The following is a 15,030-nucleotide window of genomic DNA, read 5'->3' as shown; positions in this document are numbered from 1 at the left end:
CGGCATCAAGCAGATACCCTTATTGAAAGCGGTTGCGTCCTCTCCTGTATCGACAGTTTTAAGAGGTGAATAAATCAATGGTCCCGCCATCGGTATTCGGGCCTACTTCTATCTGACTAAGGCTTAGCCGTTCTGGTCAATTGTCTATTCTGGCCGACACTGCCAACCTTAACTGTGGGTTGAGATACAAACGGGGTTTCAAAATGCTATCGTTCTTTGATGGCGTTGCTCAGGACGGGCAATCGGCTCGGCTACGACGGCCGACGTCGAGAGATTATCGCCTGAAGCGTGCCGGGGACATCCTGATTTCCGGATCGGCGCTGGTTTTCTTTCTGCCGTTTTTCGCGCTTATCGCGGTGGCCCTGCTGCTGGTTGATGGGCGGCCGCTCATATTCCGACACGAGCGTGTCGGCCGCTACGGCCGTTCATTCTCATGCCTGAAATTCCGCTCGATGCGGAAGGACGCCGATGCGCGGCTGGCCAGCATTCTCGCCAACGATCCCGTGCGGCGCGCCGAATGGAATGAAACCCAGAAGCTGGTCAACGACCCGCGCGTCCATTGGCTTGGAAAATATCTCCGGATGACGAGCCTCGACGAGCTGCCGCAGCTCTGGAACGTCTTTTGCGGCGATATGAGCCTTGTCGGGCCGCGGCCGATCGTGGCCGAAGAAATGGAGCGTTACGGCCGTCAGATCCATTACTATCTCGCCATGACGCCGGGCCTTACCGGTCTATGGCAGGTGCACCGGAACAAGGACACGACCTATGATGAACGGGTGCAGTTCGACGTGGACTATTATCACAGCTGCTCGATGTCGGCTGATTTGAAGATTATCTGGAAGACGATCGGCATCGTTCTTTTCGCGCGCAACGAATCTACCAGATGAAAAAGGCCATCACGGCGCCCCATATCACCAGGCAAAAGAGAATAGCCGCCCACCGCAGAACGAATTTTGCGGTGGGAGAACGCATGCGTTCGAACGGGACTTTTGAATGCATCCGTCCGGCCTCCTGCCGACGTTTCAACACCAAGACCCCTTGGCTTCGAAATTGGTTGGGCTTAGACGCCTTGCTTCGCGCAACTTCTGCCCGCAAAACATTCTTCGCTTCGACGAAGACAACAGCAAGCATGAATGCCAATCGACATGCCAATTATGCGTCCGGTTGTGCTCCTCTTATGGCGATTCTCCTCTATCTCGCAAGTCTACTTGGCTTTCCCATCGGTTTTATAGCCTGAAACATAAGGGCAGCAGAGGCTATATTTGACAGCGGCTTGCGCCTTTCGATCACGGAAACCGATAGATTACGAACAGGCCGAACTGCATCCATTAAATGGCCGGCCTGAACCTCTTTCTCAGATATTGCATGACGAAGTCGTATTCATGCAGTCCTTCGGACGAAGACATGCGGGCCATGAAAAACATGCTGCCAAGATAGACAAGCGTTGCAGCGGCGGCCGTTGCAATCGATAGCCACAACTGCCGCAGAGGATGGTCAACGGAGTCGCCGAGATAGATTCCCGGCACCAGGCAGAGCGCCATCAGCAAGATCGGAGCGAAATATTTGACCCCTTCCTTGGCTTGCCGGGCAAGGCTCAGGCCGATCGATGCACGGACGATGGCAAGCGAAGTGGTGAGGCTTATCGCGGCGGCGATCGCCTGTCCGGCCAGTATGCCATACAGCCCGTAAGCATATCCGAGCGAGCAGATCAGCATCATTTTGGAGCAAAGCTCGATGACGCTCTTGATGACGATCAGATGCATCTTGTCGGCCAGGAAGCAAATGGAGTTCACGAGTGCCGTGGGAAGGCTGATGATGGCGATCAGCGGCAGGCATGTGAGGATGAAGGCGGCACCATGCCAGGAAGGCCCAAGCAATATCGTGACGACCACATCCGCGAGGATCGACAGAAGCACAAGCGCCGGCGCGACCAGGAAGACGATCGTGCTTGTGGCGCGCAGATAGGCTTCACCAAGCTTTTCATGCGACGGAATCTGCGAGAATGCGACGAGAAACGGCCTGAAGAGCGGTTGGACCACCGACTGATAGGGAACGGCAGTAATGTCGCTTGCAACGGAATAGCGGCCGAAGGAAACCAGGTCCATAAAGCGCGGCAGGAGGAGTTTTTCGAGCTGCCAGTTCACCGATTGGAGAATTTGCGACAGCATGTACCATCCGACAATGGGCGCAAACATCGACCAGTCCTTGAGTGACAGAACTGGCTGCTGTGGCGCGTAGATATAGGAGACGATCATCATCAGCATCGGGCCGACAACCGTGCCAACCGCGATCGCCCAGTAGCTTCCGGTATACAGGGCCATGGCTACGGCAGCACACAAGGACGCTATCTTGCCCGCGGCCTCCAGGATGAAGTCCGGGCGAAAATCGAAGCGCTGCGTAAAAAGTATCAGCTTCGGGCTCTTAAGTCCGCGCATGACAGGCGCCAGCGAAAGCACGCAGATCAGGGTGGTCAGCCGCGGCTCGTCATAGAACAATGCGAGCGGATAGGCGAGCGCACACAGCAGCATGCCAACGATCAGACCCCTTGTCAGGCCGATCGTCAGAGCCGTGTCGAACATATCCTTGGTTGGCGACGGATCTCTGATGAGTGCGGCGGCAACCGGCATCTCGAAAATCGCCTCGGCTATGAGAACCGAAGACATCGCCATCGCCACCAGTCCGAAATCCGATGGGCCGAGCAGCCGGGCGAGACACAGGAGCGTTACGAAATCCAGTGCCTTCGAAGCCAACTTGCTGCCGACCGTCCAGGTGCCGGCTTTTGCCGTCAGGCTGGATAGCGACGATGGCTCACGCGAACTCATTAATACTACTCCATCGGTGCCGGCACTTTGAAGATTACCAAAATACGGCGAAGGACGGAGCATGGCCAAGGTGCCCATAAGCGTAACTCTCTACCGACTTTGGATAGCTTGCCTGTCGGGCCGCAGACCAGACAAACTGGTGCTCCGTGCAGGTGACGCCTGCTGCCATTCTGAGCTTGGCTGGCAGACAAACGGCGGTCCTGATCGCTCTCTATGAACTGTCGGCAGGGGGTGGGGGTAATGCGTGACGGCTTGAGCGCTGATGTCATCGATATCTGGATATGGAACCTGGAGGAGGCGAGCACTTCGCAGGCACCATATCTCGCAACGCCATTGACGGCCCGCGAGCTCGATGCGGCAGCGCGCTTTGTTCACGAGCGTGATCGCCGCAGGTTCGTTGCAGGCCGGTCGGGGCTGCGCCGAATTGTCGGCAGCTACCTCGGAATTGAGCCCAACCGCCTCAGCCTGAGCTACAATGCCTATGGCAAGCCGCGCATCGCAGCGTCGAACGGCAGGATGTTGCATTTCAACCTCAGCCATTGCGGCGGGATGGCGGCGCTTGCGGTATCAAGCTGCTACCAGGTCGGGATAGACATAGAAGAGGTTCGGCCTCTGAAGGAAGACAATGTCAGCCGTTTCCTGTCGCCGAAGGAGGAAATGACCCTCGCTGCACTTCCGGCCGCAGAGTATCGTCGGGCGTTTTATTCCGTCTGGACACGCAAAGAAGCCTTCGTCAAGGCGATCGGCGTCGGTCTCTCGTTTCCTCTGGATGCATTCGACGTCACCGTTGGCGATGGTCTTCCGCCGCGCCTTGAGCGCCTGGATGCAGACGGAAATACGCCGGCGGATTGGAGTCTGTTCGACCTCGAAATGCCACCTCCATTTGTCGGGACGCTTGCGGCGCTGACCGGCGGAAGGCATGTCAGCCTGAACTATCGAGACGAAAACGCCCTGTTCTTCATGTCAAGCGCGCATCCAGAACGTAACGATTGGCCGCCTCATCAAAATGATGGCAGCCAAGCAGGCCTTTCTTGAAGTCCGGCGTAATCGTTCGTATGCACCGCTCGCTGTAGCTGTCGAGGCTCAGCTCGTCGATTTCCATGATGTTCAGTCCATATCCGTAGATGCCATAGGCATTGCGCTGCGATGGCCTGTAAAGGCGGCCGCCGCGTTCGAACATGCGTCCGGCATTTCGCGCGAGCGTGCTGTCTATGACGACCGGATTATGCCGGTGCGGCATCACGCGCTCGAGCTTTGGACCGTCGACCTCGAAAACATAGAGTTCGCTGCAGTGATCTTCATAGTCGTGGAAATCCGACAGATTGGTGAAAAGCCACCATTTTCCTCCATGACGCATCAGCACGCTGTCGGCGGCCGACCTGCCTTCGAGCGCCGTCGAGTACAATTCCCATTTCAGCGGAAATTCGACGCAGCGCCAGATCTGGATCTGGCGCGATTGGTGCCGCTCGGGCATCATGAAAATATCCTCGCCATCCCTGAAGACAAAAGGATAGGAAAGGTGGTGCTCGCAACGCAAGGCTATCCCGAGGTGTTCGAGCTTGTCTCCGCGGAAGCGCCCGACGGCAATGTGTGCATTCTTCTGGCCATCCGCATAGGCTTCGCAGAAGAGGTAACATTCGTTCTCGTGTTCGAAAAGGAACGGATCCGCCTTGATCTCGTTCATCGTTGGCGGAATTTCAACGGATTGCTGTGGGTCGAAATCCTCGATGTGACCCCCGCCGGTATAGAGGGCCCAAACGGACGAACCGGAATGAAGCTTCTTTCTCAGCATTTTGATGCAACGTGCGGCGAGGTCGCCAGCAAGCGTAGCAACGTAGCGGCCAAGATCTGAAGCGGACGGTGGGGGGATCGCCGGGATGGGCCGGCGGGCGATCACATGCAGTTGCCGTGTTTCGGCAAGGCGTCTCAATTCGCGCATAAGCAAGGTCACGCCACGCTCCTTTATGGAGGCGGCAACGCGCGCAGCACTTGTCTTGGTATTGAAGAAGGAAGACGCGATGACGTCAACGCTTCCGTCTGGTGCTCCGGATTTATAAAGCAAGAGCTCGACCGATGCCGCCTTCGAAATTGTGCTACGATAGGCGAACCAGTCGACATTGTCCGAGACCTGATCGCTGCAGCTCAACGCCCATTCTCCGAACGGCAAGGCATCACTTACGCCTGATGGCAGGCCCGAGGGCGTCATACGAATGACGATGTCCACTTCCAGGTCCTGCATGAGGCGTCGAAGGATGTCCTGGCTCTCCGCCATTTCTAAATCGCGCGATCCCATGTCGTCGAATCGCTGGGTTTCCGGCGAAAAGGATTTCGGCAGATAGGGGGTCTCATGGGTAAGGAACCTGCGTTCCAGACGGGCCTCGAGTGCGAAGAGCTTCGGCACCCGAACCTTAGGTGCCGTCTGATGCACGATGATGCTTGCAAGATCAAAAAGAGGCTCGGAAGCAAGCCGGTCAAGCACCATCAATTGCCATGCTTCGAGCCGATCCCTCGACTTTGCCAGGACCGCAACTCTCAAAGGTCTGTGTGCTGCCATTCCCATCCACGCGTGCTCCCAAAATAGACGAACGTCTGACGGATTGCGCTCAGCGAGCTATTCCCCCTGATGACACGTCCGAGGAGACTCCAAGCCGCGCGGATATGAGACTTGCCAGAGCCTTGCCGGAATCTATCAGCGAGTCCTCATGCCAGCCTTCCAGGTCGAGCACTGGCGTGTCCTCGGCGACGGCGTTCCTCCAGCCGAACCTCAACTTTCGTGCCCGGCTATTGTGCGCCTGACTGCGCACCAGGACAATTGATGAATCTCTGATCGCCGGGTCATTGTGATGCGCGGCTGCGGAATTCATGAACGCAGTGACCATCGCATTGGCGCGATCTGATTCCAAAGGTTCGGCACTTTTCACGTGAAGAAGCTGCATCAGCTTCCATGAGATGTTGAAGTGCCTGAAGTAATCCAGGGTGGTAATGTCCCCCTTCACAAGCTTGCTGGTGAAGTGCAAGACCCGCTTCGCGCGCCTCTCCGTCTGCCACCACATTAGGCGGCTCTTGGGCAGCGATGATACGAATGTGGGGCACCAGCTATCGATGGCAGCGGTACAGCGCACGTCTATACCGCTTTCGCGCAACTGCCGGCTGATCTCCATGACCAAAATGCCGTTCACACACAGACCGACCAGGGCCAAACGACGGGTTCCCACCGGAATTTTCATCGCTTCGATCGCTTGTCTGGCTATATCTTCCACCGACATATCCGCCGGTGCGCTCGTCAAATCAGCGCTGAACATGTTCAGGTTGTGAACGGAAATGCTGTCGTCGATCTCGGTGGCGAGCGCGTAATACAGGAATGGATGATTGAACGTATAGACAACAGCATCGCTGCTGCCTGTCTTGCATGTCACCAATTCCCAAAGGGACGACTCCGTGTCAACGCCTTCCAGTGTCTTGGCGATTTTTGCCGTGAAATCCTGGAATGTCCGAAATTTGGAAATCATTTCGGGATTTGGAACGATCTTGTAGGCCGCCTCTACTTCCTGCAGGAGTTTTGCTGCGAGAACGGAGTTGCCGCCGACGGCAAAGAAATCGTCATCAGGCTGCAGTTGGTCAACGTTCAAGACGCTGCACCACATTGAGGACAGGCGTTTGGACAGCTTCTCTCGCCGCCGGATCTGCTGTTCGGCAAACCTGGCCAATTGCGCGATAGATGGGTAGCGCAAGAGGTGCTTGGCTTCCAGCGGGAGATTGGCGTCCAGCATGCGCGCTGCCATGCGGAAAATCGTGAGGGAGTCGGCTCCAAGCGCATAGAGATTGTCGTCCACGCCGATATCCTGGCTGCCGAGTATGTCCTGCCAAATAGCCGCTAGTTGCTCTTCCATTGGAGTGCGCGGTTTGGTCTTTTTTGCCTCGGTGCTGTGGGCAGGAATTCCACGCTGCTGCAACGTCTTGCGATCGAGCTTGCCGTTGCCTGTCTGCGGCAGTTCGCTGACGGTCACCCAGTAGGTCGGCACCATGTAGCGGGGCAGCTTCGCCGTGACGAAGTCCGAGAGCTCGGCTGCGCTCGGCTCGGCGCCTGCTTCCGGTACGATGTATCCAACGAGCAATTTGCCGTCACTCTTTTTCTCCGCAGCGACGACCGCGCATTGGCGCACGCCGGGAGCCTTCGAAACGACGGCTTCGATATCGCCGAGTTCGATGCGGAAGCCGCGGAGCTTGATCTGCTGGTCTCGGCGTCCGAGCAGTTGCAGCGAACCGTTCGCAAGACGGCGTCCGACATCGCCGGTCCGATAGAGCCGCGTTGGCCGGTTCGAGCCGAAGGAGATCGGAACGAAGGCCTTCTCGGTCAGATCCAGCCGGTCGAAGTAGCCGTTCGCCAGGCCGTCGCCGCCAATGCACAGCTCGCCGGTGACGCCGATGGGCGCGATGTCGTTGTTGCGGTCGACGATGTAAAGCTGGGTATTGGCAATCGGATGGCCGATGGTGATCGGTGCCTCCGCGTCGGAAATGCGCGCGACGGACGACCAGACCGTCGTCTCCGTCGGGCCATACATGTTCCAGAGCTCGCCGCCGATTTTCAGCAGGGATTTGGCGAGTTCTTTCGGCATGGGCTCTCCGCCGCACAGCATCTTGAGGTGCGGTTTGTCCTCGAGGCCGGCCTCGACAAGCATCTGCCAGAGCGCGGGGGTCGCCTGAAGCACGGTCGCACCGCTCTTTTCCACGAGATCGACAATGGCGAAGCCATCCTGCACCTGCTGCCGGTCGGCAATCACCATCTTCCCACCGGTAACGAGCGGCAGGTAGAGCTCGAGCCCCGCGATGTCGAACGAGATCGTCGTCACCGCAAGGATCGTATCCCGATCGGTGAAGCCGGGCTCCTTCGCCATGGAGAGGAGGAAGTTCGTCAGCGCCCGATGGGACACTTCGACGCCCTTGGGTGCCCCGGTCGAGCCGGAGGTAAAGATGACATATGCAGGGGCAGCGGAATCGGGCGGCAGAGCGTCAAGCGCAGTGCTGGTCATTCGGCCTACCGCCTTTGCTTCCTCGTCGATGCGAATAACGGGAATGTTTGCGGGGGCGAGGGACGCCATGGCATCGCTGTCGCATATCAGGCCGCCGACGCGCGCGACGTCGAGGGTCTGGCAGAGGCGCTCTTCAGGATGGGAAAGATCCATGGGCACGTAGGTGTGCCCGGCCTTCATGATCGCCAGCAGCGCCACGACCATGTCTAGCGACCGGTCGACGAGCAGTGCGATGCGCTGGCCGGGCTCGGGAATCGCCTCTTGAATATATCGGGCAAACTGATTGGAGCGGGCTTCCAGCCTGCCGTAAGTGATGGAGCGGCCGCCATGTTCGGCTGCAATCGCATCGGGCTGCTTCGACGCCTTGCGGGCGAAGAGGGAGACCACGTGCTCATCTCGCGGATAGTTTGCCGCCGTGTCGTTCAAGCCGTCGATCAGCCAGCCGCGTTCGTCGTCGCTCAATAACGGCAGCCTCGAGATCTCGACGTCGATGTTCTTGGACAGCGCTTCGGCGAGCGTTGCGAAATGCTGGATCCAGCGCTCGATCGTCGATCGGTCGAAGACCTCCGCATTGTATTCGACATCGATGCGGACGGCGTTTTCTTCTTCGAACGCGCAAAAGAACATGTCGAAATTGGAAAAGCCCTTCACGTTGTTGGCCATGTTTGCCGTCAGGTTCCCGAAGGGCTGATCTGCTGCGGTGTGGTCCAGATTGAACTGGATTTCCGTCAATGGCAGGCGGCGCGAATCCCGCTTTACGCCGAGTTTGCGCACGAGCGTGCCATAGGTGCAGGACTGATGCTCTACCGCCTGCAGAACAAGCCGCTGCGTTGCCCTCAGATGCTCGCAGAAGCTCGTCTGTGATGCGACGGTCTGGCGGATTGGCAGGAGATTGACGCAATGGCCGAAAAGGATCGCTTCTCCGATCAGGTTCTGACCGGCTGCAGGAACCGCAATCACGATGTCCTCCTGCCTGGAAAGCCGGGAGACGACGACCTGCAGCATCGCCAGCAAGGTTGAAAACAGCGTTGCGCCGGACTGCGCTCCAGCTTTTTTCAGCGCCTTGTAGACATCGCCCTCGATGTAGCCCGTGCAGGTACCACTGGCGAAGTTGCGATGTTCGGGCCGCGTCCGGTCCAGCGGCAGTTCCGGCAGTTCCGGAATCTCCTTGAACTGATCGAGCCAGAACTGCTCGTCCTTCTCGGATTTTTCGGGTGTGGGCGCAAGCTTCGTCGCATAGGTGGCAAAGGAGAGCGCCGGCTCGAATTGCGGTGTCTCGCCGTTGCGGAAAGCCGCATAGGCCATCGCTAGCTCGTCGAGAAGCACGCTGATCGACCAGCCGTCGCAGATGATGTGGTGTCCGCTGAAGACGAAGACATGCTTGTCGACTGCCAGACGCGCGATGAAGGCGCGGGCAAGCGGGCCGTCGACGAGGTCGAAGGGCGTCCTTGCATCCTCGTCGAGCATCTCCCGAAGCTGCGCTTCGCCGTCGGGCCGGCCGGCGAAATCCACCAGCGGCGCCTTCAGCGCGAAATCGTCGGCGAAGCGGAAGTAATCGCCAGCGCGACTGAAGCGGATTCGAAGCGCATCATGACGATCCGTCACAAGGCTCAGTGCCTTTGAAAAGGCAGCTTCGTCGAACTCGCCGTCCAGCGTCAGCGAAATGGACAGGTTAAAGGAGCAGGACGCTTCATCGCCGGTCTGGGCTGCCAGCCAGATCTCCGTCTGAGCTTCCGTGAGCGGGACGGATTCCAGCCTTTCTGCGGGCGTGACCGGCGCATCTACCGCTTCGGACGGGGCAGCAGCAGCTGGAGCCGGAGCAATTGATAGTGCCGCCTGCGGCAGGCTTACGGTTGCGGCGCTTTCTGCCACCGCCACCGGTGGAGAGGTCGCCGAGGATTGCAGCAACTGGAGCTGCTGGGCGAAGAGTGATTGGAGCAGTTGAATCTGCGATTGAATGAGGGCCTGCACTTCGCCCATCGATCCGGACGGCGAAGGGGTAGGCGCAAAAGGCATCTCCGACGCGGCAAAAACCGCCGCTGGTGCAAGAAGATGCGCCGCAGGCGGCGGAGATGCTGCCGGCGCTTTCTCCGGCATTTTCTCATCGAGATGTTTCGCCAGGTTGGCGATCGACGGAATGGTGCTCAGAAGATCGCGGAACGAAATCTTGACCCGGTAGTCCTTCTCGATCCTCTGCGCGAATTGCCCGATGAAGAGGGAATCGAAGCCCAGCTCGATAAATGTCGCGGCGACGTCGGCCGGCCTCAATGCATTGCCCGACATCTCGGCGAGAGTGGCCAGCAGTTCGCATTCAAGCGCAGGGATACGATCGGCGGAAGAGGGGGCGTTCGTTGGAGCGACGCTGACAGTTGCCGGCATTTGGATCGCAGCCGAAGGTTCGACCACGATTTGCAGCTCGGAGCGAGACAGCGCGTAAGAGCCTGCATTGCGGCGCGCCGATGGAGGCGCATCGATCCAGTGACGCTGGCGCTGGAACGGGTAGACCGGCAGATCAAGGTGTGCCGTTGCGCCGTTGGGCAGTTCCGGCCATTCAAGGACGCAGCCAGCCATCCACAATCTGCCTTGGGCGCCGGCGAAGACATCGGCAGCTTCGGGCGCGCGATCGTGTTCGGGCAGAGACTGGATCACGGTATTCAGACTGTCCCGTGCAACGGTCTGCGAAGCAAATACGGAGAGCGTCCGCCCTGGACCAACCTCCAGGAGTATGGGTTTCCTCCCGTCGCAAAGCTTTGCGAGGCCAGCGGCGAAATGAACGGCGTCGCGGCAGTGCCTGGCCCAGTAATCCGGCGAAGTGCCCTGTTGCGCCGTCTGCCAGTCTCCGGTCACGCAAGAGATATAGGGAACCGTTGCGGTTCCGTAGGTTACCTTGGCTGTCTCCTCGTAAAGTGCGGCTGCCGCCTCGTCCATCATCGGCGAATGGAAGGCATGCGACGTGTGCAGGCGGCTGAAGGCAATGCCGCCAGCTTCGAGCGCTGAACAAACCTCGTCGATCTCCGCGAACGGGCCGGAGATAACCGACAGCTTCGGAGCGTTGACGGCGGCGATCTCGACATCGCCTTTCAGGTAAGCGGAGACGGTTTGCGCGTCGGCCCGAACCGAAACCATCGCGCCTTGCGGCTGGCTTTGCATGAGACGCCCGCGGCTGGAGACAAGCCGGAGTCCATCTTCGAAAGAAATCACGTTGGCAAGCGTTGCTGCTACGAACTCGCCGACGCTATGGCCGATCATCGCGTAAGGCCTGAGGCCTCGGCTCATCCACAGCCGTGCCAGCGCATATTCGACGAGATAGAGGCATGGTTGAGCGATGCGCGTGTTGCGCTGTTCGTCAGCCATTGACTCCGGCACCGGTCCGGAATGGCAGATGAAAATCCGAAGATCAAGGCCGAGCATAGGCTTCAGCAGTTCGGCGCCCCTGTCGATCCAGCGTGCGAATTCCGGTTCGCTGTCATAGAGTCCAGCACCCATGCCGACATATTGCGCGCCTTGTCCCGGAAACATGAACGCGACCGGAGGGGCGTCCGAGGCGATGGAATCCGCAGTGCGTTCCGGGCCGAGCTTTTCCCGCGCCTCTTCGACGGTCCGGGCCGATATCGCAAAGCGATGGCTGAACTCGCATCTGCCGTTCTGCAGCGTTGCGGCGACGTCTGCGAGCGAAATCTCCGGGCGCTCGGTCAGGTGAGCGCTGAGATTGGCGCGCATAGCCGACAAGGCTGCCGGATCGCGTGCCGACAGCGGCAGGATGTACGGCTTGGTGACGTCTGAGCATGCCTCGCGGTCTTCGCCAATCGCTTCTTCGAGAATGACGTGGACATTCGTGCCGCCGACGCCGAAGGCGCTGACGCCTGCGCGGCGCGGATGTCCCTGTGCCGGCCAGTCCGTCATTTCGGTGGGAATATAAAACGGGCTCTCCTCGATATTGAGCCGAGGATTGGGGCGGCTATAGTTGGGCATCGGCGGAATCTTGCCGCGATGAAGCATCAGCGCTGTCTTGATGAGACCGGATACGCCTGCAGCACAGTCCATATGCCCGACATTGCCCTTCACTGAACCGAGCGCACAGCTCTCCCGCGCGTCCGCAATGTCGAGATAGGCCTCCTTCAGGCCGCCGAACTCGATGGGATCGCCCAGGGGCGTCGCTGTCCCGTGGCATTCGACGTATCCGATTGATGCGGCTGGCACTCCTGCATTTGCCAGGGCGGCGGAGATCGCCTCGGCCTGTCCGCGGACGCTCGGTGCGGTGAAACCGACCTTGTCGGAGCCATCATTGTTAATGCCGTAGCCGCGGATGACTGCGAAGATGCGATCGCGGTCCCTTCGCGCGTCTTCCAGCCTCTTCAGGAGTACGACGCCTGCGCCGCTTGCAAAGACGGTTCCATCCGCGTTCGCATCGAACGGCCGGCAGGTGCCGTCGGCCGAAGCCATGCCGCCTTCCTGGTAGATATACCCCCGTTTTTGCGGCAGCGTGATGGACACGCCGCCAGCGAGCGCCATGTCGCAAGCATAGGTCTGTAGGTTCTGGCAGGCCTGCGACACGGCAAGTAGCGAGGTCGAGCAGGCCGATTGCAGCGTGAAGGCGGGGCCGCGCAGATCGAACTTGTAGGCAATACGAGTCGCGAGCGCGTCGTTGAGCGCTCCTACGAGCTGCTGAAAACAGCCGATCTGATAATTGGAGGCGAATTCCTCCGCCTTGGCACGATCGCCAAGGACGTTGTTGATCAGATAGGTCGGCATCGACGAGCCGGCAAAGACGCCGATCATGCCCGGATAGCGATGCGGATCGTAGCCGCCGTTTTCGAGCGCTTCCCAGCAGATTTCCAGGAAGACGCGATGCTGCGGATCGGTGAGTGCTGCCTCGCGTGCAAACATGCCGAAGAATTCTGCGTCGAACATGTCCACGTCCGGAAGATGCGGGCGGGCAGCGACATAATTTGCGGCGGCGCGTTCTTCGTCGGTGAAGCAATCTTCGATTTCGTCCGGCGCGAATATCGAAAAGGCATTCCGGCCGTCACGGACGAGCTCCCAAAGCGCTTCCACGGAGGGTGCGCCCGGGAAGCGCCCGGACATGCCGATGATCGCGATGCCGCCCGGACCCTGATCGTCCTCGATATCAATTCGATCGAGATCGGAGTGGGCGGTTTCGTGAATTCCCGTCATGAAGCGCTCCTTCGGAACTGGGACATGGTTTTCCTCTGAAGTGCCGCTCGCTGGGCAGCGGCGATGGATCGCGCGGTGTTCTGGGATTTGCCCTCGATATGGCGGGCAAGCTCGCGGATGGTCGAATGCTTGAACAGTGCGACGACATCCACGGCGCGCCCGAGCCTTGCTTCCAGTCCCGCATGCACCTGCAGAAGCTGGAGAGAGGTGCCGCCGAGATCGAAGAAGTTTCTGTCGAGATCGATCCCTTCGGCACCCAACGCCTCGCTCCAGAGCTGCGTCAGTAGCGTTTCCGCTTGCGTGCTTGCCACGGCGTCCGCATCGGGCCGGGCGGCCTCGACCGGCGGCGGGAGGAGGCTCGCGCGGTCGACCTTGCCGGCCGGGGTGAGCGGGAATGCATCGACCACGACGGTCGCACTCGGAATCATGTAGACCGGAAGTGTGGCGCGCAGCCTCGACATGACCTCTTGTGCGAAAGCCGGATCGCCAAGCGCAGTTTCCGCGTGCGGGCGCAGATAGGCGACGATACGTTTCAGGGTGGGACCCTGGAGGTGGCAGAGAACGATGGCGTCGGAGAGTGCCGGGTCGTTCCTCAGTGCGGTCTCGATCTCGTCAAGCTCGATGCGCTTGCCGTTGATCTTGACCTGCCGGTCGCGGCGTCCCTTGAAGCTTACCGTGCCGTCGGGCTGGAGAAGGGCGATATCGCCGGTCAGATAGCAGCGTTTCGGGCCGGCCTCCTTGGCGACCATGACGAATTTTTCCGCGGTGCGCTCCGGACAACGGAAATAGTCGATCGCCAAGCCGTCGCCGGATATCGCAAGCTGCCCCTCGCGGCCGGGCGGAAGTTCCCGCAATTCCTCGTCCAAAATGCAGATCCCGGTATGGGCGATCGCCTTGCCGATCGGCAGCTCCGCCTCCGCAAAGCCTGGCGGTACGGTGAAGGCCGCTGCAAACACGGTAGTTTCGGTCGGGCCGTAGGCGTTGCTCAGCCGGCAGCCGGGATAGCGCTGGAGAAATCGCCGGGCATGCACTGGAGAGCCCACGTCGCCGCCGAAAAGCACATGGCGCAGCCTCGGCAGATCGCCCCCTGCATAGTCCGCGAAGAGATTGAACAGCCCCGTGGTGAGAAAGGTCATACTGACGCCGGTGTCACGCATGACGCCTGCAAGGCGCGCCAGGGAGAAATCGGCATCGGGCATGACGGCGACCGTGCATCCGTTCAGCAGCGCGCCCCAGATTTCGAAGGTCGTCGCGTCAAAGGCGATTGTAGCGGCGTGAAGGATGACGTCGTCACGTCTGAAATCGATATAGTTCTGATCGAGGACGACCCGCGCGATGCTGCGGTGGGCAATCGTAACGCCCTTCGGCCGGCCCGTGGAACCGGACGTGTACATGATGTAAGCCGGGTCGCTGCCAGTGACCTCGATGGCCGGCCGTTTGGCGACGGCGCTGTGTGCGAGCCTTCCAATCACAACTCCTGCATCGATGATTGTGCCGCGCAGGTCGGGGACGGAGCTAGCCCTTCCAGCGGATTCCGCATCGACGAAGACAACCTTGGGGGCGCACTCGGCGGCGACATAGGCGAGATGCTCTTCGGGATAGGCCGGATCGAGCGGTACATAGACGCCGCCGGCCTTCAGGATCGAAAGCATGCAAATGACGGTATTGAGCGCGCGCGGAAGAAGCATGCCCACGACATCGCCCTTTCGGATTCCAAGCTCCGCGAGGTGTCCCGCCAGGGCGTCGGACAATCTGTCGAGCTCATCGTAGGTGAGACGCTCGTCGCCGAAGACAATCGCCGTCGCCTGCGGAGCGATGCGAGCCTGCTGACGTACGATGTCCTGGAGAGAGCGGTCCCGGTCATAAGACACAACAACATCGGCTTCGTTCGTTTCAAGAAACGCCGGATCAGTCACTGATTTGCCCCCAATCATTGCCCTGCAGGAGATCGTGCCATCGAAAGAATGAGGAGACAGGATTTCATGATCGAGGAAAATCGCCAG

General features: G+C 59.6%; 7 protein-coding genes. 3 read left to right on the top strand and 4 right to left on the bottom strand.

What is annotated here, in order from left to right:
• Window positions 1-203 precede the first annotated feature (203 nt).
• Both QA644_RS13330 and QA644_RS13325 read left to right on the top strand, forming a co-directional pair.
• Window positions 204-887, top strand: coding sequence for a sugar transferase (locus tag QA644_RS13330; protein ID WP_283068914.1), 684 nt, complete (start codon window positions 204-206; stop codon window positions 885-887).
• Window positions 884-1,237: a hypothetical protein gene (locus tag QA644_RS13325; protein ID WP_283068912.1), complete on the top strand. Its 354-nt coding sequence runs from the start codon at window positions 884-886 to the stop codon at window positions 1,235-1,237. Before QA644_RS13330 ends, QA644_RS13325 begins: the two co-directional genes overlap by 4 nt.
• 91 nt (window positions 1,238-1,328) lie before the next feature.
• Here QA644_RS13325 and QA644_RS13320 read toward each other — a convergent pair whose 3' ends face one another.
• Window positions 1,329-2,822 carry an oligosaccharide flippase family protein gene (locus QA644_RS13320; RefSeq protein ID WP_283068911.1) on the bottom strand — a complete coding sequence of 498 codons (1,494 nt, stop codon included), beginning with the start codon at window positions 2,820-2,822 and terminating at the stop codon, window positions 1,329-1,331.
• A 240-nt stretch (window positions 2,823-3,062) separates the two neighbouring features.
• On the opposite strand from QA644_RS13320, the gene QA644_RS13315 reads away from it, so the two are divergent.
• Window positions 3,063-3,857, top strand: coding sequence for a 4'-phosphopantetheinyl transferase superfamily protein (locus QA644_RS13315; protein WP_283068909.1), 795 nt, complete (start codon window positions 3,063-3,065; stop codon window positions 3,855-3,857).
• Here QA644_RS13315 and QA644_RS13310 read toward each other — a convergent pair.
• The 3 genes from QA644_RS13310 to QA644_RS13300 are packed head-to-tail and all read right to left on the bottom strand — an operon-like array spanning window position 3,781 to window position 14,943.
• Window positions 3,781-5,376 (bottom strand): hypothetical protein, encoded by a 1,596-nt coding sequence (locus tag QA644_RS13310; protein WP_283068908.1) that lies wholly within the window; start codon window positions 5,374-5,376, stop codon window positions 3,781-3,783. The genes QA644_RS13315 and QA644_RS13310 overlap by 77 nt on opposite strands.
• A 49-nt stretch (window positions 5,377-5,425) precedes the next feature.
• Window positions 5,426-13,027, bottom strand: a complete 7,602-nt coding sequence (locus QA644_RS13305; RefSeq protein ID WP_283068907.1) for a non-ribosomal peptide synthetase/type I polyketide synthase — start codon at window positions 13,025-13,027, stop codon at window positions 5,426-5,428.
• The gene (locus QA644_RS13300) at window positions 13,024-14,943 is read right to left on the bottom strand and encodes a non-ribosomal peptide synthetase (RefSeq protein WP_283068905.1); all 1,920 of its coding nucleotides are present in this window, start codon (window positions 14,941-14,943) and stop codon (window positions 13,024-13,026) included. The genes QA644_RS13305 and QA644_RS13300 overlap by 4 nt, the downstream gene beginning before the upstream one ends.
• Window positions 14,944-15,030: the final 87 nt, after the last annotated feature.

The sequence above is a fragment of the Rhizobium sp. CC1099 genome (assembly GCF_029714385.1).
Classification (GTDB): domain Bacteria; phylum Pseudomonadota; class Alphaproteobacteria; order Rhizobiales; family Rhizobiaceae; genus Rhizobium.
Note: the sequence above shows the minus strand (reverse complement) of the source record. Positions and strands in the feature narration are given on the sequence as shown.